This window comes from Pseudomonas sp. E1BtOHC1 (genome assembly GCF_058744285.1).
In genome coordinates this window covers 3,036,956-3,057,241 of the sequence record NZ_CP196023.1, presented here as the reverse complement: position 1 = coordinate 3,057,241, position 20,286 = coordinate 3,036,956, and the positions used below count along the sequence as shown (strand labels likewise).

16 protein-coding genes are annotated in these 20,286 nt (G+C 60.0%); 6 read left to right on the top strand and 10 right to left on the bottom strand.

The window, feature by feature from the left end; translation table 11 throughout:
- Positions 1-116 precede the first annotated feature (116 nt).
- On the top strand, positions 117-1,409 hold the full coding sequence (locus ACSSVC_RS14115; RefSeq protein WP_346631777.1) for an MFS transporter: 1,293 nt from the start codon (positions 117-119) through the stop codon (positions 1,407-1,409).
- A 159-nt stretch (positions 1,410-1,568) separates the two neighbouring features.
- Here ACSSVC_RS14115 and ACSSVC_RS14110 read toward each other — a convergent pair whose 3' ends face one another.
- Positions 1,569-3,032 (bottom strand): glyceraldehyde-3-phosphate dehydrogenase, encoded by a 1,464-nt coding sequence (locus tag ACSSVC_RS14110; protein ID WP_346632073.1) that lies wholly within the window; start codon positions 3,030-3,032, stop codon positions 1,569-1,571.
- Between the two features lie 353 nt (positions 3,033-3,385).
- Here ACSSVC_RS14110 and mfd point away from each other — a divergent pair, with 353 nt between their 5' ends.
- From mfd to ACSSVC_RS14095, 3 genes are read left to right on the top strand one after another with little or no spacing between them, the layout of a single operon-like run.
- Positions 3,386-6,835, top strand: a complete 3,450-nt coding sequence (gene mfd / locus ACSSVC_RS14105) for a transcription-repair coupling factor (protein WP_346631778.1) — start codon at positions 3,386-3,388, stop codon at positions 6,833-6,835.
- A gap of 10 nt (positions 6,836-6,845) precedes the next feature.
- Positions 6,846-7,412: a CsiV family protein gene (locus tag ACSSVC_RS14100; RefSeq protein ID WP_346631779.1), complete on the top strand. Its 567-nt coding sequence runs from the start codon at positions 6,846-6,848 to the stop codon at positions 7,410-7,412.
- An 11-nt stretch (positions 7,413-7,423) separates the two neighbouring features.
- A complete protein-coding gene (locus tag ACSSVC_RS14095) occupies positions 7,424-10,114 on the top strand; it encodes an SNF2-related protein (RefSeq protein WP_446440197.1) in 2,691 nt (896 codons plus the stop codon).
- Positions 10,115-10,166: 52 nt separating this feature from the next.
- Here ACSSVC_RS14095 and nagZ read toward each other — a convergent pair whose 3' ends face one another.
- Positions 10,167-11,165, bottom strand: a complete 999-nt coding sequence (gene nagZ / locus ACSSVC_RS14090) for a beta-N-acetylhexosaminidase (RefSeq protein ID WP_446440218.1) — start codon at positions 11,163-11,165, stop codon at positions 10,167-10,169.
- A 200-nt stretch (positions 11,166-11,365) separates the two neighbouring features.
- The gene (locus tag ACSSVC_RS14085) at positions 11,366-12,073 is read right to left on the bottom strand and encodes a TetR/AcrR family transcriptional regulator (protein ID WP_016967101.1); all 708 of its coding nucleotides are present in this window, start codon (positions 12,071-12,073) and stop codon (positions 11,366-11,368) included.
- A 251-nt stretch (positions 12,074-12,324) separates the two neighbouring features.
- Between ACSSVC_RS14085 and lexA the strand changes: the two genes are divergently transcribed.
- Both lexA and sulA read left to right on the top strand, forming a co-directional pair.
- Positions 12,325-12,930 carry a transcriptional repressor LexA gene (gene lexA, locus ACSSVC_RS14080; protein ID WP_123724029.1) on the top strand — a complete coding sequence of 202 codons (606 nt, stop codon included), beginning with the start codon at positions 12,325-12,327 and terminating at the stop codon, positions 12,928-12,930.
- A gap of 10 nt (positions 12,931-12,940) precedes the next feature.
- Complete coding sequence (gene sulA / locus ACSSVC_RS14075) at positions 12,941-13,414, top strand: SOS-induced cell division inhibitor SulA (protein WP_346631781.1); 474 nt, start codon at positions 12,941-12,943, stop codon at positions 13,412-13,414.
- A 106-nt stretch (positions 13,415-13,520) separates the two neighbouring features.
- On the opposite strand, the gene ACSSVC_RS14070 is transcribed toward sulA, so the two are convergent.
- The 7 genes from ACSSVC_RS14070 to ACSSVC_RS14040 all read right to left on the bottom strand — a co-directional run bounded on the left by ACSSVC_RS14070 (position 13,521) and on the right by ACSSVC_RS14040 (position 20,236).
- Positions 13,521-13,754, bottom strand: a complete 234-nt coding sequence (locus tag ACSSVC_RS14070; RefSeq protein ID WP_011060267.1) for a hypothetical protein — start codon at positions 13,752-13,754, stop codon at positions 13,521-13,523.
- 157 nt (positions 13,755-13,911) lie between these two features.
- Entirely contained in the window at positions 13,912-14,469 is a 558-nt protein-coding gene (locus ACSSVC_RS14065; RefSeq protein WP_346631782.1) for a LemA family protein, read from the bottom strand.
- 3 nt (positions 14,470-14,472) lie between these two features.
- Complete coding sequence (locus ACSSVC_RS14060) at positions 14,473-15,489, bottom strand: hypothetical protein (protein ID WP_492612424.1); 1,017 nt, start codon at positions 15,487-15,489, stop codon at positions 14,473-14,475.
- Positions 15,489-16,532, bottom strand: a complete 1,044-nt coding sequence (locus tag ACSSVC_RS14055; protein WP_492612423.1) for a hypothetical protein — start codon at positions 16,530-16,532, stop codon at positions 15,489-15,491. The genes ACSSVC_RS14060 and ACSSVC_RS14055 overlap by 1 nt, the downstream gene beginning before the upstream one ends.
- A gap of 50 nt (positions 16,533-16,582) precedes the next feature.
- Complete coding sequence (locus ACSSVC_RS14050) at positions 16,583-17,107, bottom strand: DUF6586 family protein (protein ID WP_346631785.1); 525 nt, start codon at positions 17,105-17,107, stop codon at positions 16,583-16,585.
- Between the two features lie 165 nt (positions 17,108-17,272).
- A complete protein-coding gene (topA, locus tag ACSSVC_RS14045) occupies positions 17,273-19,885 on the bottom strand; it encodes a type I DNA topoisomerase (protein WP_123724035.1) in 2,613 nt (870 codons plus the stop codon).
- Between the two features lie 114 nt (positions 19,886-19,999).
- Complete coding sequence (locus ACSSVC_RS14040; protein ID WP_446440193.1) at positions 20,000-20,236, bottom strand: DUF1653 domain-containing protein; 237 nt, start codon at positions 20,234-20,236, stop codon at positions 20,000-20,002.
- Between the last annotated feature and the right edge of the window lie 50 nt (positions 20,237-20,286).

The following is a 20,286-nucleotide window of genomic DNA, read 5'->3' as shown; positions in this document are numbered from 1 at the left end:
CCTCATACACATATGGTTACAAAACTGTTCAGCGTGCAGCCTCGAGCCCCGACTTTGCAGTAAGGGACGCATAACGACCAGGGATTGCTAACAAGACAGCCAAAGTGAGTGAAAAAATGTCCACGACCACGGGCAAAGGCAAGGCGATCTTTCGCGTTGTCAGCGGCAACTTTCTCGAGATGTTCGACTTCATGGTCTATGGCTTCTACGCCACGGCAATCGCCAAGACCTTCTTTCCTGCCGACAGCGCCTTCGCCTCACTGATGCTGTCTCTGGCCACTTTTGGCGCCGGCTTCCTGATGCGCCCCCTGGGGGCGATCTTCCTCGGTGCCTACATCGACCGTCACGGCCGCCGCCAGGGCCTGATCATCACCCTGGCACTAATGGCCGCGGGCACCGTGCTGATTGCCTGTGTGCCGGGCTACGCCACCCTCGGCGTCGCCGCCCCGCTGCTGGTGCTACTGGGTCGCTTGCTGCAGGGCTTCTCCGCGGGCGTGGAGTTGGGCGGCGTGTCGGTGTACCTGGCCGAGATCTCGACGCCGGGCCGCAAGGGCTTCTTCGTCAGCTGGCAATCGGCAAGCCAACAGGCGGCCGTGGTGTTTGCCGGCTTGCTGGGGGTGGGTCTGAACCACTGGCTGAGCCCCGAACAAATGGGTGAATGGGGCTGGCGCGTGCCGTTCCTGGTGGGCTGCATGATTGTTCCAGCGATCTTCATGATCCGCCGCTCTCTCGAGGAAACACCCGAGTTCCAGGCCCGCAAACATCGCCCTACCTTGCAGGAAATCATCCGCTCCATCGGCCAGAACTTCGGCATCGTCATCGCCGGCATGGCCCTGGTGGTAATGACCACCGTGTCCTTCTACCTGATCACCGCCTACACCCCGACCTTCGGCAAGGCCGAGCTGCACCTGTCGGACTTCGACGCCCTGCTGGTGACCGTGTGCATCGGCCTGTCGAACTTCTTCTGGCTGCCGGTCATGGGCTCGCTGTCGGACAAGATCGGCCGCAAGCCACTGCTACTGGGCGCGACCATCCTGGCCATCTTCACCGCTTACCCAGCGCTGTCCTGGCTGGTAGCCAACCCCAGCTTCAGTCACCTGCTGATCGTCGAGCTGTGGCTGTCCTTCCTTTATGGCTCGTATAACGGCGCGATGGTGGTGGCGCTGACTGAAATCATGCCAGTGGAAGTGCGCACCACCGGCTTCTCCCTGGCCTACAGCCTGGCCACTGCGACCTTCGGCGGCTTTACTCCAGCGGCCTGCACCTACCTGATCCATGTACTGGGTAACCAGGCAGCACCGGGCATCTGGCTCAGTGGCGCGGCGGTGCTGGGGCTAATCGCTACCCTGGTACTGTTCCGTGGCAACCGCCACGAACTGCGTACCGCGCAAGCGGCTGGCGGCGCCTGATACACAGCTTCGCCGGCAAGCCGGCTCCTAAGGGATCATGCCGGCGTGGCTTGTCGGCGAAACCTGCGGGAACGACGTTGTTGCAAGAATCGACTTGCCGGCGATAGCCGCAAACAAAAACGCCCCGACGAGTCGGGGCGTTTTCATTTCAGCTGTCGCTTAGCGTGGGAACGCTGGCGGGTTGACCCCAGCCATGTCTTCCATCACGCGTACTACCTGGCAGCTGTAACCGAACTCGTTGTCGTACCAGACATACAGAACAACGCGGTTGTCCTGAACGATGGTCGCTTCAGCGTCGACCACACCGGCGTGACGCGAACCCACGAAGTCGGTGGATACCACTTCCTGCGAGTTGACGAAGTCGATTTGCTTGTGCAGATCAGAATGCAGCGCCATGTAGCGCAAGTACTCGTTCATCTCTTCACGAGTGGCGGCTTTCTCAAGGTTCAGATTGAGAATAGCCATCGACACGTTTGGCGTCGGAACGCGGATCGCGTTACCGGTCAGCTTGCCGGCCAGCTCAGGCAGGGCCTTGGCAGCAGCGGTAGCAGCACCGGTCTCGGTGATGACCATGTTCAGCGCGGCGCTACGGCCACGGCGATCGCCCTTGTGGAAGTTGTCGATCAGGTTCTGGTCGTTGGTGTACGAGTGAACGGTTTCGACGTGACCATTGATGATGCCGAACTTGTCATTCACAGCCTTCAGCACCGGCACGATGGCGTTGGTGGTGCAGGAAGCGGCGGACACGATCTTGTCGTCAGCGGTAATCTCGGCATGGTTGATACCGTGCACGATGTTCTTCAGCTTGCCTTTGCCAGGCGCGGTCAGAACAACGCGGTCGATACCCGGGCAGGCCAAGTGCTGACCCAGACCATCGGCGTCACGCCATACACCGGTGTTGTCCACCAGCAGCGCGTCTTTGATGCCGTACTGGGTGTAATCCACCTCGGTCGGGTTCTTCGCGTAGATCACCTGGATCAGGTTGCCGTTGGCGGTGATGGTGTTGTTTTCTTCGTCGATGGTGATGGTGCCGTTGAAAGAACCGTGCACCGAATCGCGACGCAGCAGGCTGGCGCGCTTGGTCAGGTCGTTTTCGGCGCCTTTGCGCACGACGATGGCACGCAGACGCAGGCCGTCGCCACCACCGGTTTTCTCGATCAGGATGCGCGCCAGCAGACGGCCGATACGACCGAAACCGTACAGCACCACGTCAGTGCCTTTGCGAGCCGAAGCATTTTGCTGGCCAACCACATCAGCCATTTCTTCGCGAACGAACTGCTCGGCGCTGCGGCCATTGCCTTCGTTACGGAATTTGAACGCCAACTTGCCCAGGTCTACCGAAGCCGCGCCGAGCTTGAGCTCGCTCATGGCTTTAAGCAGAGGGAATGTTTCGTGGACGGAGAGTTCGCTATCGTCGGAGGAACGGTGGCGAGCAAAGCGGTGGGCTTTGAGAATCGCGATGACAGACTGGTTGATCAGGCTGCGGCCATAGATCGAGCTCACCACATTGTTATTGCGGTAAAGCTGACCGATAAGCGGAATCATCGCTTCTGCGAGTGCTTCACGGTCGATCCATTCACCAAGACACTGGTCGGGCTTCTGAGTCACGGGAACCTTCCACATGTAGGGGCAGAAAAAAGGGGCTACATTATGACGCCGAGTCCCTCTCGTAGCAATGCGCGCCTGTCGTGCAGAAGGTAACAAAAAGCCCTTGCAAAAAAATATCACTGCGCTACAGCCCAGTAAAACCGGGGCTTCCAGCACCGTCAATTTTTTGAACACGCCGGCAACCTGTCTGTAACCCTCCGTAACACCAGCCCGATCCGGCACTACATTTCGCTGTAAAAAGCGCATTTTGTTGTCATAGCCACTACATTTCCCCTAACCGGCGTAATAGACGCATCAGCCACTGACAGTGGCCGCCCGGGACCGTTACAATTACCGACTTTGTCGCAACGCTTGGAGCTTGACCGTCCGTGCCCGTCCTGCGTCTACCGCTACTCCCTGCCGCCGCCGGTAAACAGCATTGGGGCAATCTGCCCGGTGCCGCCCTGAGCCTGGCCATCGCCGAAGCCGCCAGCGCTGCCAAGCGCTTTACCCTCCTGCTGACTGCCGACAGCCAAAGCGCTGACCGGCTGGAACAGGAGCTGAGCTTCTTCGCCCCGGATCTGCCGGTGCTGCATTTCCCCGATTGGGAAACCCTGCCCTACGATCTGTTCTCGCCCCATCAGGACATCATTTCCCAGCGCATCGCCAGCCTGTATCGACTTCCGGAACTGGAGCACGGTGTGCTGGTGGTGCCGATCACCACCGCCCTGCACCGCCTGGCGCCGACCCAGTTCCTGCTGGGCAGCAGCCTGGTGCTGGACGTTGGCCAGAAGCTCGATGTGGAACAGATGCGCACCCGCCTGGAAGCCAGCGGCTACCGCTACGTCGACACTGTCTATGAACACGGCGAATTCACCGTGCGCGGCGCCCTGATCGACCTGTTCCCCATGGGCAGCAAGTTGCCTTACCGCATCGACCTGTTCGACGACGAAATCGAGACCTTGCGTACCTTCGATCCGGAGAACCAGCGCTCCATCGACAAGGTCGACTCGGTGCGCCTGTTGCCGGCCAAGGAATTCCCTCTACAGAAAGAAGCGGTGACCCGTTTCAAGGCGCGCTTTCGCGAACGCTTCGACGTGGACTTCCGCCGCTGCCCGATCTTCCAGGACCTGAGCAGCGGGATTACCCCGGCCGGTATCGAGTACTACCTGCCACTGTTCTTCGAAGACACCTCGACCCTGTTCGACTACCTGCCCCAGGACACCCAGGTGTTCTCCCTGCCGGGCATCGAGCAGGCCGCCGAAAACTTCTGGAACGATGTGCGCAACCGCTACGAAGAGCGCCGCGTCGATCCATCGCGCCCCCTCCTACCTCCAGCAGAACTGTTCCTGCCGGTGGAAGACTGCTTCGCCCGCCTGAAAAACTGGCCGCGCGTGGTGGCCAGCCAACAGGATATCGAGACCGGCGTCGGCCGCGAACGTTTCCCAGCCCACGAATTGCCCAACTTGGCCATCGAGGCCAAGGCCAACCAACCGTTGGCGGCGCTCTCGGGCTTTCTTGACGAATTCCCCGGCCGAGTGCTGTTCACCGCCGAATCCGCCGGCCGCCGGGAAGTGCTGCTGGAGTTGCTGGAACGCCTCAAGCTGCGGCCGAAGACCGTCGACAGCTGGCCGGATTTCGTCGCCAGCAAGGAGCGCCTTGCGATCACCATCGCTCCACTGGACGAAGGTTTGGTGCTGGACGATCCGGCCCTGGCCCTGGTGGCGGAAAGCCCGTTGTTCGGTCAGCGAGTGATGCAGCGCCGGCGCCGGGAAAAACGCGCCGATGCCAACAACGACGCGGTGATCAAGAACCTCACCGAGCTGCGTGAAGGCGCGCCGGTCGTGCACATCGATCATGGTGTCGGCCGCTACCTGGGGCTGGCCACACTGGAAATCGACAATCAGGTCGCCGAATTCCTCACTCTGGAATACGCCGAGGGCGCCAAGCTCTATGTGCCCGTGGCCAACCTGCACCTGATCGCCCGCTACACCGGCAGCGACGATGCACTCGCCCCACTGCACCGCCTGGGCTCGGAAGCCTGGCAGAAAGCCAAGCGCAAAGCCGCCGAACAGGTGCGGGACGTGGCGGCCGAGCTGCTGGACATCTACGCCCGCCGCGCCGCCCGGGAAGGCTATGCCTTTGCCGACCCTAAGGCCGACTACGCCACCTTCAGCGCCGGCTTCCCCTTCGAGGAAACCCCGGACCAGCAAAGCACCATCGAGGCCGTGCGCGAAGACATGCTCTCGGGCAAACCGATGGACCGACTGGTCTGTGGCGACGTGGGCTTCGGCAAGACCGAAGTGGCCATGCGCGCCGCTTTCATTGCAGTCCACGGCGGCAAGCAAGTGGCAATCCTGGTGCCTACCACCCTGCTCGCCCAACAGCATTACAACAGCTTCCGCGACCGTTTCGCCGACTGGCCGGTGACCGTGGAAGTGATGAGCCGCTTCAAATCGACCAAGGAAGTGAATGCCGCAGTGGCGGACCTGGCCGAAGGTAAGATCGACATCGTCATCGGCACCCACAAGCTGCTGCAGGACGATGTGAAGATCAAGAACCTGGGGCTGGTGATCATCGACGAAGAACACCGTTTCGGGGTGCGCCAGAAGGAACAGCTCAAGGCCCTGCGCAGCGAAGTCGACATCCTCACCCTGACCGCTACGCCGATCCCTCGGACCCTGAACATGGCGGTCTCGGGCATGCGAGACCTGTCGATCATCGCCACGCCACCGGCGCGACGCCTGTCGGTGCGCACCTTTGTCATGGAGCAGAACAAGAGCACGGTCAAAGAGGCTCTGTTGCGAGAACTGCTGCGTGGCGGCCAGGTGTACTACCTGCACAACGACGTGAAAACCATCGAGAAATGCGCCGCCGACCTGGCGGAACTGGTGCCCGAAGCACGGATCGGCATCGGCCATGGGCAGATGCGCGAACGCGAACTCGAACAGGTGATGAGCGACTTCTACCACAAGCGCTTCAACGTGCTGATCGCCTCGACCATCATCGAGACCGGGATCGACGTGCCGAGCGCCAACACCATCATCATCGAGCGCGCCGACAAGTTCGGCCTGGCCCAACTGCACCAGTTGCGTGGCCGGGTCGGCCGTAGTCACCACCAGGCCTACGCCTACCTGCTGACACCACCGCGCCAGCAAATCACCCCGGACGCCGAAAAGCGCCTGGAAGCTATCGCCAACACCCAAGACCTGGGGGCCGGTTTCGTGCTGGCCACCAACGACCTGGAAATTCGTGGCGCCGGCGAACTGCTGGGCGACGGCCAGAGCGGGCAGATCCAGGCTGTGGGCTTCACCCTTTATATGGAGATGCTCGAGCGCGCGGTGAAAGCCATCCGCAAGGGCGAGCAGCCGAACCTCGACCAGCCTCTGGGGGGCGGCCCGGAAATCAACCTGCGCCTGCCGGCACTGATTCCCGAGGACTACCTGCCGGATGTCCACGCCCGCCTGATCCTCTACAAGCGCATCGCCTCGGCGACCGACGAGGACGGCCTGAAGGATCTGCAAGTGGAGATGATCGACCGCTTCGGCCTGCTGCCCGAGCCCACCAAGAACCTGATCCGCCTGACCCTGCTGAAACTCCAGGCCGAAACCCTGGGAATCAAGAAGGTCGACGGCGGCCCTCAAGGCGGGCGCATCGAGTTTGCCGCGGATACTCCAGTGGACCCATTGGCGCTGATCAAACTGATCCAGGGCCAACCCAAACGCTACAAATTCGAAGGCGCAACCCTGTTCAAGTTCATGGTGCCAATGGAACGCCCGGAAGAGCGCTTTAATACACTGGAGGCGCTGTTTGAACGCCTCACCCCGAAAACTGCTTGAAGGACGCCCCATGCGCCTGTTCCGCTCCCTGACCCTGCTCCTGACTCTGGTCGCGCCGATGGCGTTTGCCGACGACCTGTATCAGGTGGAAATGATCCTTGTCCGGCAGAACGCCGAGCCGCAGATCCTCAGCCGTGCCGCCCCGGAAGACTGGGCCACCGGCGCTCAACATCTGAGCCCGGACAGCCAGCGCACCCCATCCCTGGGCGGGATCGTCGAGAAGCTCAATGCCAGCGGCAACTACAGCGTGCTGCTGCACAAGGCCTGGCAGCAGACCCTGGGGGAAACCCCGGTCAAGGTGGCCCTCAGCGACGGGCCGGAACAATTCGGCCAGTTCCCCATCGAAGGCACCCTGAACCTCAAGCTCGGGCGCTTCACTGATGTGGACGCGGATTTCTGGATCAACCAGATCGACAGCAATGGCCTGGTGACCCGTAGCGAGCGCCTGAAGCAGCAAAGTCACACCAAGAACGGTCAGCTCAACTACCTGGATAACGGCCATCTGGCGCTGCTGATCAAGATCACCTCGCTCACCGCACCGGCACCTCGCCCTGCTCCAACTGAAATACCGGACTGATCGAAGTCCCTATGACCCCGCCCCTGACCAAACCCCTGGCCCCATCCTGGGTCAATCGCTTCAAGGAACAAACCTTGGAGCGCGGCCGGCGCTACACCCTGGAAAGACGTGTACGCATCGTTACCGCTGGAGACAGCGCTATCACCGCCAGTTGCGAAGGCTCCGGAGGCAATGTCTATCGGCAGAACATCAGCCTGCGGGAATCGAGCAAGGGCAACCTGCTGCTGATCGACGCCCATTGCACCTGCCCGGTCCGCAGCAACTGCAAACACATCGCCGCCGTGCTGCTGCAAGTGGAAGAAACCCTGGCCTTCCCCGCCGCAGCCAAGGATGCCGAACTGCTGGAAAAGCTCTCCGCCGTCCTCGACAGTCGCCGCCCCGCCGCCCTGCCACAGCACTTGCTGGATGATGTTCAACCCGTACCGCGCCTGTGGCTGGCAAGCATCGAATTCAGCGCCTTCGAACCACGCAACGGCAAGATGCAACGCTATATCCAGCACCGTGCCGCACTGTCATTCAACTACATGGGCGAGTACGTCAGCGGCCAGAAGAATGCCGATGTGATCATCCGCCAGGAACATCAGACCCTGCGCATAAAGCGCCACCCCGAGCTGGAACAAGGCTGGCGCGAACAGCTGCGAAACCTGGGCTTCAAGATCGCCACTCGGCAGAGCAAGGCATTACCGGAAAGCGCCGGCGAGTTGTTCGAGATGGTCAACGACAGCGCCTGGCTGACCTTCACCCTCAATGAGCTGCCCAAGCTGCGCAACCGGAACTGGGAGCTGCAGATCGACGAAGGCTTCGGCTTCGACCTGACCGCCGTGGACGACTGGTACGCCAGTGTCGACGAAGCCCCTGGGCGCGACTGGTTCGACCTGGAGCTGGGGATCATCGTCAATGGCGAGCGTCTGAGCCTGCTGCCGATCCTGCTCAACCTGATGCGCTCCCACACCGAGATCCTCAACCCGGAGCGCCTGGCCAGGCGCCGTGACGACGAGTTGATCCTGGTGAACATTCCTAACCGACCCAACTCCTTGCACGGCCCGCTGCAAGTGGCACTGCCCTACGGCCGCCTGAAACCGGTGCTGGCAACCCTGGGGGAGTTCTATCTGCAGGAGCCCGGAGAAACCACTCTGCGCCTGAGCAGCGCCGATGCCACACGCCTGAACCCACTGCAGGACCTGCCGCTGCTCTGGGAAGGCGGTGAACATATCCGCACATTTGCCCAGCGCCTGCGCGACATCAAGGACTACTCGGCGCCGGTACCGGAGGGGTTGAATGCCACCCTGCGCCCCTATCAGCAGGAAGGCTTGAGCTGGATGCAGTCCCTGCGCCAACTGGAAGTGGGCGGCATCCTCGCCGATGACATGGGCCTGGGCAAAACCCTGCAGACCCTGGCGCATATCCTCAGCGAGAAAAACGCCGGCCGCCTGGACCGCCCTTGCATGGTGGTCATGCCCACCAGCCTGATTCCCAATTGGCTGGACGAAGCGGCGCACTTCACTCCCCAGCTCAAGGTGCTGGCACTGTATGGTGCCGGGCGCAAAAAACACTTCAAGCAGTTGGCCGAATACGACCTGTTGCTGACCACCTACGCATTGCTGCCCAAGGACGTCGAGCTGCTGGCAGCCCAGCCCTTGCACATGCTGATTCTGGATGAGGCTCAATACATCAAGAATCCGTCGAGCAAGGCTGCCCAAGCCGCGCGGGAGCTTAATGCCCGACAGCGTCTGTGCCTCTCCGGCACGCCCCTGGAAAACCATCTGGGTGAACTCTGGTCGCTATTCCACTTCCTGTTGCCGGGCTGGCTCGGCGACGCCAAGAGCTTCAACCGCGACTACCGAGTGCCCATCGAAAAGCACGCCAGCGAAGTGCGCCTGCAGCACCTCAACGGCCGGATCAAACCCTTCCTGCTACGCCGTACCAAAGAGCAGGTGGCCACCGAGTTGCCGCCCAAGACCGAGATCATCCATTGGGTCGAGCTCAACGAGGCGCAACGTGATGTCTACGAAACCATGCGCCTGGCCATGGACAAGAAAGTCCGCGACGAGATCACTCGCAAAGGCGTGGCGCGCAGCCAGATCATTATCCTCGAAGCCCTGCTCAAGCTGCGCCAGGTGTGCTGCGACCTGCGCCTGGTCAACGACTCGCCCCCGGCACGGGGCAGCTCGTCGGGCAAACTCGACAGCCTGATGGAGATGCTTGAGGAGCTGTTCGAAGAAGGCCGGCGCATTCTGCTATTTTCGCAGTTCACCTCGATGCTGAGCCTGATCGAAGCCGAGCTCAAACGACGCAAAATCGCCTACGCCCTGCTCACCGGCCAGACCCGGGACCGGCGCACGCCAGTGCGGGATTTCCAGAGCGGCAAGCTGCAGATCTTTTTGATCAGCCTCAAAGCCGGCGGCGTAGGTCTCAACCTCACCGAGGCCGACACCGTGATCCACTACGATCCATGGTGGAACCCGGCGACCGAGAGCCAGGCCACCGACCGTGCCTACCGCATCGGCCAGGAAAAACCGGTGTTCGTCTACAAGCTGATTGCCCGGGGCACCGTGGAGGAGAAGATCCAGCTCCTGCAACAAGAGAAGTCGGACCTGGCGGCAGGCGTGCTGGACGGGCGCAAGGCCGGCGACTGGAAGCTGCAGAGCGAAGACATCGAAGCCCTGTTCGCCCCGCTGCCGGACAAGAAAGCTGGCCGCTGACCCAATGTGGGCACCCGGGAGTTGCTCCTGGCGCCCATTTAGTCAGGCGTCCTCAGTCAATCAACTGGGCAGCCCTCAACGCCTCCAGGGCCTTGAGCCAGCGAGGGTCCTGCTTGTACTCGACATTGGCAAACGCCTGGCCACGCATCCGTGCAATGCGCGGCGACGGCTGCACTTTAAGGCGTTGAGCCGCGCTCAATGCCAACTCGGCCGCAGCACGGTCATTACACACCAGGCCCATGTCACAACCGGCGCCAAGAGCAGCTTCGATCCGGCTCGCGGCATCCCCCACCACATGAGCGCCGGCCATGGACAAGTCATCACTGAAGATCACCCCGTCAAATTGCAGTTCGCCGCGCAGGATGTCCTGCAACCAGCGCCGAGAGAAACCGGCCGGCTGGGGGTCGACTTGCGGGTAGATCACATGAGCCGGCATCACTGCCGCCAGCTGCTTGCTCAGACGAGCGAACGGCAGCAGGTCCTTGGCGCGAATCTCATCCAGGCTGCGCTCGTCGTTGGGGATCGCTACATGGGAATCGGCCTCGGCCCAGCCATGTCCGGGGAAATGCTTGCCCGTGGCCGCCATCCCGGCGCTGTTCATACCGCGGATAAAGGCCCCGGCCAACAGCGCCGCGCGCTCCGGATTCCCCTCGAAAGCCCGACTGCCCACCACCGCACTACGCTGATGATCAAGGTCCAGGACCGGAGCGAAGCTCAGATCCAGCCCCACCGCCAGCACTTCAGTGGCCATGATCCAGCCACACTGTTCAGCCAGGTACTCGGCATTCGGGTTGTCCGCGAGTGCGCGCATGGCCGGCAGACGAACAAAGCCCTGGCGTAGCCGCTGCACCCGGCCGCCTTCCTGATCCACCGCCAACAGCAGGTCTGGACGGATGGCGCGGATCGCCGCACTGAGCTCGCGCACCTGGCGCGGATGCTCGATATTGCGAGCAAAGATGATCAATCCACCCACTTCCGGCTGACGCAGGAGTTGGCGATCTTCAGCCGTCAGCCAGGTACCGGCGACGTCCACCATCAAGGAGCCTTGCAGGCCAACGGTCATAAAATTTCCTTAAACACAAATGCGCGCGCCATCAACGATGGCTTCCTGGAGACGCAGGCAGGGCCGCATCCGCGATGGGCACGACCGAACCGATCGACATCGACGAGAGGAAAGCACAGGGGGTAAAAACGAGAATCGGCATGGGCGGCTAGCTTAGCGGATGTAAGCTGTCGCGCCCACCCGTGAGGTCAAGCCTTGGCGACTGCCGGGGCCGACTTGCTACGCGGCTTGAGCTGAGCGCTAGCCATGGCTTCGTCCGTGACCCCGGTTTCGGCACGCATGCCGGCAGCGAGGAACGGCACCATCAGCCGCATCACCTGCTCGATGGAGGTATTGACCCCGAAATCAGTCTCGGCGATGGCGCGCAGCGCCTTGATCCCGGACATGCTGAAGGCCGCAGCACCCAGCATGAAGTGCACACGCCAGAACAATTCGATGGGAGGAATACGCGGCGCTGCTTCGTTAACCAGCAACATATAGCGGCGGAATACTTTGCCGTACATGTCTTCCAGATAACGCCGCAAATGGCCCTGGCTCTGACTAAAGGCCAGTCCCAGCAGACGCATGAAAATCGACAGGTCGTTGCCGCTGCGAGGCTGCACCACCAGCGCCTGCTCGACGAGGATTTCCAACAGTTCCTCAAGACTCGGCTTGCTGTCCGGTTTTGACTGACGCCGCTCCAGCTCGCGATCAAGACTGATGCAGAAAGGCCCAAGAAAGCGCGAGAACACTGCCTGGATCAACGCCTTCTTGGAACCGAAATGATAGTTGACTGCCGCCAGGTTGACCCCGGCCTTGCTGGTGATCAGCCGCAACGAGGTTTCGGCAAAACCTTTTTCCGCGAACAACTGCTCGGCAGCATCGAGAATGCGTTCAACGGTTTCCGACTGGGCCATGGCTACTCCGCCTGACAAACACTTGTTTGAAACATACGTTTCAGGCTCTGCAATGTCAAGCCTGCCAGCCTCTGCAGAGGCCGTTCGGCGCGCTATTTAATCATACCTGCCGACCTCTGTAGCCAGGCATCGGCGACGGATTCCACCATCAGGATGACGACCGCCCGGCCGACCCGGGAAAAAGGAGGATTGCCAAGTGACGTTCACTGTATATAATCCCAGTCACTGTATAAAAAGACAGAGCGATCGACATGCTAAAACTGACGCCACGCCAAGCTGAGATTCTGGCTTTTATCAAACGCTGCCTTGAAGACAACGGGTATCCCCCCACACGCGCCGAGATTGCCCAGGAGCTGGGCTTCAAGTCGCCCAACGCCGCCGAAGAACACCTCAAAGCTCTGGCCCGCAAAGGCGCCATCGAGATGACTCCGGGAGCCTCTCGCGGCATCCGTATCCCCGGCTTCGAAGCCAAAACCGACGACTCGCTGCCCATCATTGGTCGTGTTGCCGCCGGCGCCCCCATTCTGGCCCAACAGCACATCGAAGAGTCCTGCAACATCAATCCGACCTTCTTTCACCCTCGCGCCGACTACCTGCTTCGGGTCCAAGGCATGAGCATGAAGGACATCGGCATCTTCGACGGCGATCTGCTCGCGGTGCACACCACCCGCGAAGCCCGCAATGGCCAGGTTGTAGTCGCACGGATCGGCGACGAGGTAACAGTCAAACGCTTCAAACGCGAAGGCAGCAAAGTCTGGCTGATCGCCGAGAATCCGGAATTTGCCCCCATCGAAGTCAACCTGAAAGATCAGGACCTGGTGATCGAAGGCTTGAGTGTCGGCGTCATTCGCCGCTAAAGGAGGCTCCATGCAGTTCCCCCAGACACCACAGCAAGCACAACTGCCACTGTTCGAAGCGTTCCTGGCCCAGCCACTGGCGCCCGTACTCAAGGAAGCAGTCGAATCGCCCTGGAACAAAGATCCAGAAGCCTTCAGTGAACTGTCGTTACGCGGCGCCACCGGGAACTGCCTGAACCTTCTGGCCCCCATTCTCAGGGAGCTGAGCCAGGATCAGGACGCTCGCTGGCTGACCCTGATCGCCCCTCCATCCAGCCTGACCCAGAGCTGGTTGCGAGAGGCTGGACTGAATCGCGAGCGCATCCTGCTGCTGCATCCACGGGGCAATCAAAGCCCGCAGCAGCTGGCTTGTGAAGCCTTACGACTGGGCCGCAGCCATACCGTGGTCAGTTGGCTGAACCCGCTAAGCGGCAGCGCCCGGCAACAACTGATCAGCGCCGCACGCACGGGTGATGCGCAAAGCCTGAATATTCGCCTGGGATAAACACCGGGAAGTCGCTGTAAATGCGCTTGAATGACGCGAGGCTTCTCCAGGATTGAGAAGCCGAAATAAATATGACGAATAACCGGAAGAAAACCGATAAACGGGCTTAGTGGAGAACCCGTGGACCGTCTTCTTTATCGATTTCACCTTCAACCAGGCGTCCGGCCATCTGCACGCCGACGCTCAACATGGCCTTGGCCACTTCCACATGCTGACCTTGCAAAAAGGCTTTGGCATCCTCGGAGAAATCCAAAGTAACCAGAGAACCCTCGTCCTCAGCTCTGCGCAGCTCGATACGGCCGTCTGGCAATTCGACAATTTCTAGAAAGGACGTTGGCATAAAGGTCTGGTCTCCACGAAAGGCGGGGATTATATCAGTCATAACCCCAGCCTCGCTCAGGATCTTGCATGGCAGCGGCTACTGCTCGACGCTCCCCTTCCCTTCTCCACCCGATGAACGCTAACCCGAACCTGCCACAGAGGCGCAGCAGAGCCCCTCAGAAATTCGGCTTGTATTCAAAACCCGCCGACGCCTGGCTGTCGGAAAACGGCGTGACCCGTGACTTTCTCAGGGTCAACCGATTGACCAGCGAGCCGGGAAACAACTGAATGCTGTTATTGAAATGCTCCACATTCAGATTGAACAGTGTAATGGCGCCGCTGACATTGCTTTCCTGCTCGGCAACTTCACGCATCAAGTTGTTCATCAGCCCAGCGGACTTGAGCTCAGGATAGGCTTCAAACGCCAGATTCAACCCTCCCAGCAACGCCTTGGTACCCTGATCCACCGACTTCAGCGCATCGCCATCCGCCACAGACGGCAAGCTGGCGATTGCGCCACGGAGCCCGACTATTTTCTCCAGCAACTGGCTCTCGTAAGCCTGAAAACCGGCCACTTGCGGCTCAAGCACATCCAGCACCTTGATCTTCTGCCTCTGGTAGGTCAGCACATCCGACCAGGCCCGCTGCACACGGTTATATGCACCGACGATCTTGTTATAATGCACATAGGCAAGAACACCCAAGACAATCGCAATGACTAGCAACAACTCCATAACCTACTGCTCCATATCATCAGTGACTGTCAGCGGAAGCTCGAAATTGTTGTCCTGCAACTCCGCCAACTCGTGCACAAGGGCCAGAACCGGAAACAGGTTCGGCAATTTCAGCCCCTGCTCGATCTTTGCGTAGAAGCCCGGCAGATCCTCTAGGGTTCCCGGGTCCTGATAGGCCATGACTTCGGCATCATCGAAGCTCAGGCACAAGTGGCCCTGGCTGGAAAACTCCAGATTCACGTTCTTCAGCCGCTGGCAAAGACTCAGCAAGAAAACCAGGGTGGTGGGCGTTGCGAACCTCGCGCAGGCCAGCTCGCTATCGCCACAAAACATGAAAGTCCTGTTGAAGTCATCGAAGGTGGTCTCGAAAACCTTGCGCTTGGCAATTTTCTTATCCGGGAGATTGCTGCGCACTGCCACGCCCTTCACCCAGGGGAAGTCCACTACCAGGCTGAAGCGATCGAAGCTCTCGTACACCCGCTCGGACTCGCCATCGGATTTGTTCTTGATATGAGAGTTCACATAACGCAGGTGGTGAAAGACAAAAGACAGCTCATGCCGAGCTCCCTGATAGGTTCCCTTGGCCGAAGCCTCGATGCGACGACTGTCATTGCCACGGTCATAGTCGTCAAACTCATCACTCAGCTGACTGAAACGCTCATCAGCTGATCCACCCGGGTCCCACAGTCCATTACTGAGGAGCGAACACTTACGAGCTATCTTCTTCGGCAGCTCGTCAAAGGCTGCCTTACGGCTCATCCAGATGTACAGACTGGCAAAACCCAGGCAAGCCGCAACAAACACCATCGGGATCACACCGGCCATCGCAGGCACGGCCGCAGCAATAGCCAGCATCAACAGCACCAGGGGCTGGGCATGATCGAACGCCAACCCCCCCTTGAAGGTACGGAGCTTGTCGATGACCTTCAGCAGATCCTCGTTGGACCTGGCGCGCGCAACTTCCGAATCGCAGTTGGCCAACAACCGGACCAGCTCGGCATCATGCTTGAGAAACCGCATCACTTTTCCTTGATCAATTCGCCGGATTCAGCAGCCTGTGGAACGCTAGCAGGAACAACATGACCGTCGTACTGCTGGGCCAGCCGCTCTATCAGCCCCAACAACGGATACAACTTCGGCAACTCGATGCCAGCCTCGATCCGCTCACGAAAGACCGCCAGATCACTCAACAACCCCGGATCGACATAAGCCATGGTGTCTTCATTGTTGAAGCTCAGGCAGAGCCGTCCCTGGCTGGAGAACTCCAGATTGACCCCATGGAGCTGACGCGAAAGCTCCATCAACAAATCCAGCGTCGCAGGCCTGGCGAAGTGCTCGCAAAGGGCCGAGTCCATGCCGCGCAGCACAAAGGTCTGATTGAAATCGTCGCGGTCGGTCTTGAAGGGCTGTCCCGACAGCTGTATTTCCAAGGGACTGGATCGAACCGCAATCTCCCTCACCCAAGGAAAATCCACCACCAGACTGTAGCGGTGGTAGTTCGTGTAAACCGTCCTGAAGTCTCCGCTGGCCCCGCGCTCGCGACTGGAGATCACATATCGTAGATGGTGATACTCGAATGCCAGCGAATGCCACTCTCCTCGATACACCCCCTGGAGCGAGTCCAGGATACGGCGCCGCTCACTCTCGCTGCCCCGCTGGTAATCGGTGAACTCGTTGTCCAGTCTCTTCAGGCGCCAGTCAGCGCTACTGTCGAGTTCGCTCAAATCGTTGCCCAACATCATGCACTTGCGGGTAATGCTCGCCGCCAGATCCGTCAACGTCCCAGAGACGCCTTTGCTGACCCGGTAGCTGAAGAAACAAAGAGCCACAAACACCCAGAACATCCCGCCCATGCCATCCATCAACAACCCAGCCGCGAGCGCGGCAAACGCCAGCACCAAGAGCGTTATTGATTGCACATGATCGAATTCCAGGCCGCCGGGGAATATCTCCAGCCGGTCGAGCACTTCCAGCAGATCCGCCTTGGACTGAGCGTTGATGACTCGCATCTGGCAATCGCTCAGCAGGCGAACCAGCGCCTGGTCACGCAAGAAGAACAACATGAATCTTCCTTGATCAATTAAACGCGCCGCGCATCAAGCGACGCTAAGGTTCAACACTCGTTCAAGCCGTCACGAAAGCGAATGGCCAGGGCCTTGAGGTTTTGTCGCCAGCTTTCCAGCTCTTCACGACTCAACTCCTCTTCCGACTCCTCTTCATTCAGGTTGACCGCCACAATCAGCGGCTGAGTCACGTCCCCCTTGGGCTTGTGCGGCGCACGCGGCGGCTGGAACAGCTCCCCGTAAGCGGACAACAATTGCGCCAGCCAGGTTTGCGGGCTATGCGCCAGTTCCACCAATTCCGCCAGTTCGGGAATGGCAATGCTCTGCAGCACTTCACGATTGAGGATCTGCTCGACCCGGGGAGCATTGGCCTGGGGCAAGCGGTAGAAGCCGGCAATCTCGTGACAAAGCCCCAGCAAGGCTCCATAGAGATGAAACAACACCGACTCGCGCCCGGCCTGGACCAGCGCCTGGGCGTTCATCGCCCGCCCCTCTTCAGCCCGACCCAGGGCTTCCAGGGACAAGCCGGCAAAGTAGATCTTCTGATTGGTACGGGTATAGAGCTCGTGGGCCATATAGGCAGCCTCCACTATAGGAAGAGAACCGGATGCGGATGGCACAGTTTCAAGGATCACTCCAACTTGCCGCAAGACAAAAGAAAGGCCGCATGACACCCGAAGATGTCATGCGGCCTTTTTCATCGATGTGCCAGAAAACAAGTCCCCCAGCACGACAGTCGCTTAGCGCTTGTCTTCGACCTTCCAAGTGCCACCATCGTAGAAGGCACGCCAGCCGGTAGGCTTGCCATCGACCTCGGTCTGCACGTACTGCTCCTTGGTCTTGCGGCTGTAGCGCACCACGGCTGGACGACCATCCGGGTCCTTCTTCGGCGCTTCGCAGAGGAAGTGATACTTCGGATCGATCTCATCCTTGTGCGGGATCAGCTCCAGCACCAGCGGTGCACGGGTCTCGCGGTTCTTCGGGAACTGGCTGGCAGCCAGGAACAGGCCCGAAGCACCGTCGCGCAGGATGTAGGTGTCGTTGACCTTCTCGCATTTCAGCTCAGGCATCTTCACCGGGTCCATCTTCGGCGGCGCCGCATCACCGCTTTTCAGCAGCTTGCGGGTGTTCTTGCAGGTCGGGTTGGTGCAACCGAAGAACTTGCCGAAACGACCTGTCTTGAGCTGCATCTCGCTGCCGCACTTGTCACATTCCAGGCTCGGACCTTCATAGCCCTTGATCCGGTAGCTGCCCTCTTCGATCTCGTAGCCGGCGCAATCCGGATTGTTACCGCAGATGTGCAGCTTGCGCTTCTCATCCAGCAGGTAAGCATCCATTGCCGTACTGCAGATCGGGCAACGGTGCTTGCCGCGCAGTACCAGGGATTCAGATTCACCCTCGTCGTCCGCAGCGATCTCGTCGCCCGGCACCAGGTTGACGGTGGCCTTGCAACGCTCTTTGGGTGGCAGGCTGTAACCCGAGCACCCCAGGAACACGCCAGTGGAGGCGGTACGAATCTGCATCGGCCGACCACAGGTCTGGCACGGAATATCGGTCATCACCGGCTGATTGGCACGCATGCCGGTTTCAGCGCCCTCGGCCACTTCGAGCTTCTTCTTGAAGTCGCCATAGAACTCGTCAAGGACGTTTTTCCAGTCGCGCTCGCCTTGAGCCACGTCATCGAGGTTCTCTTCCATACCGGCAGTGAAGCCGTAGTCCATCAGGTTGGAGAAGCTCTCGGAGAGACGCTCAGTGACGATATCGCCCATCTTTTCCGAATAGAAACGACGGTTGTGCAAGGTCACGTAACCGCGATCCTGGATAGTGGAAATGATTGCCGCATAGGTCGAAGGACGGCCAATACCGCGTTTTTCCATTTCCTTCACCAGGCTGGCTTCAGAGTAACGCGCCGGCGGTTTGGTGAAGTGCTGGCTCGGGTCGAGCTTGATCAACTTCAGCACTTCGCCCTGAGCCATGTCCGGCAATACGTCGTCGTCTCCCGGCTTGCTGATCTGCGGCATGACCCGGGTGTAACCGTCGAACTTGAGGATGCGGCCCTTGGCGCGCAGTTCGAAGTCGCCAGCAGCGACGCTGACGGTGGTGGACAAGTATTGCGCCGGCAGCATCTGGCAGGCGACGAACTGGCGCCAGATCAGCTCGTAGAGGCGCTCAGCGTCACGTTCCATGCCCGACAGCTTGCTTGGATGGGTATTCACGTCGGACGGACGAATCGCTTCGTGCGCCTCCTGAGCCCCTTCCTTGCTGCTGTAGACGTTAGGCGAGGCCGGCAGGTACTTATTGCCGAACTCATCTTCGATATAGGTCCGCGCCATCGCCACGGCATCAGCCGAGAGGTTGGTGGAGTCGGTACGCATATAAGTGATGTAACCAGCCTCATACAGACGCTGGGCCATCATCATGGTCTTCTTCACCCCGAAGCCCAGGCGATTGCTCGCGGCCTGCTGCAGAGTGGAGGTAATGAACGGCGCCGACGGCTTGCTGCTAGTGGGCTTGTCTTCACGCTTGGCGACACTGTAGGCCGAAGCCTTGAGCTTCTCCAGGGCAGCCATCGCCTGTGTTTCATTGAGCGGTTTGAAGGCCTCGCCGTTTTCACGGGCTACTTCAAAACGCACATTCGAGCCCTTGGCTGTGCCCAGGTCGGCGTGTACTTCCCAGTATTCTTCAGGGATGAAGGCACGAATCTCACGCTCGCGCTCCACCACCAGCTTCACCGCAACCGATTGCACGCGGCCGGCAGACAGGCCACGGGCAATCTTCGCCCACAGCAGCGGCGAGACCATGTAGCCCACCACACGATCGAGGAAGCGACGAGCCTGTTGGGCGTTGACCCGATGAATATCCAGCTCGCCCGGCTGGGAGAAGGCTTCCTGGATTGCCTTCTTGGTGATTTCGTTGAACACCACGCGCTTGTAGCGGCTGTCGTCACCGCCGATGGCTTCCCGCAGGTGCCAGGCGATGGCTTCCCCTTCGCGGTCCAAGTCCGTTGCGAGATAGATGGTGTCGGCATCCTTGGCAAGGCGGCGCAGCTCTTCAATGACCTTTTCCTTGCCAGGAAGGATTTCGTACTTGGCCTTCCAGCCGTGCTCGGGGTCGACGCCCATGCGTGACACCAGCTGCTTGCGCGCTTTTTCCTTCGGCGACAAGGCCGGGGCTTCGCCCGCAGCGGCCTTGCCACGCTTGGCGGCTGGCTCTTTGGCGGCACTCGCCGAACCGCTGGTGGGCAGGTCTCGGATATGGCCGATACTCGACTTCACCACGTATTGGTTGCCCAAGTACTTGTTGATGGTCTTGGCCTTAGCCGGGGATTCCACAATGACCAGCGATTTGCCCATGGATCAGAAAATTCCTGAATTCGAGAAGTGAAAGGCGGTTGGCGCCTGACGCGGCCCCGCTATATATAGTGGCAACAAGGTGAGGTCAAGCGCAGGGTACTGCGCGACCTGCGCTCAAGCCGGTGAAAAAAGACTGAGTTCAGCCTGCACCAAAGCAAAGCGTGGGACCTGCTCGCCGTCAACTTCGACCGACTCCAGGAACATGCTCAAGGGGCGTACCCAAAAGCCGTAATCCCCATACAGGGCTTGGTAAAACACCACTTCTTCTTCCGTTTCCGAGTGCCGCGCCACGCTGAAAACGCGGTACTGCGGCCCCTTGTAATGCTGATAGAGCCCGGGTTGTAACTGCATGCTCTGGCCCTCGTGCAATTCTTTTCAAAATAAAAACAAATAAATCTACA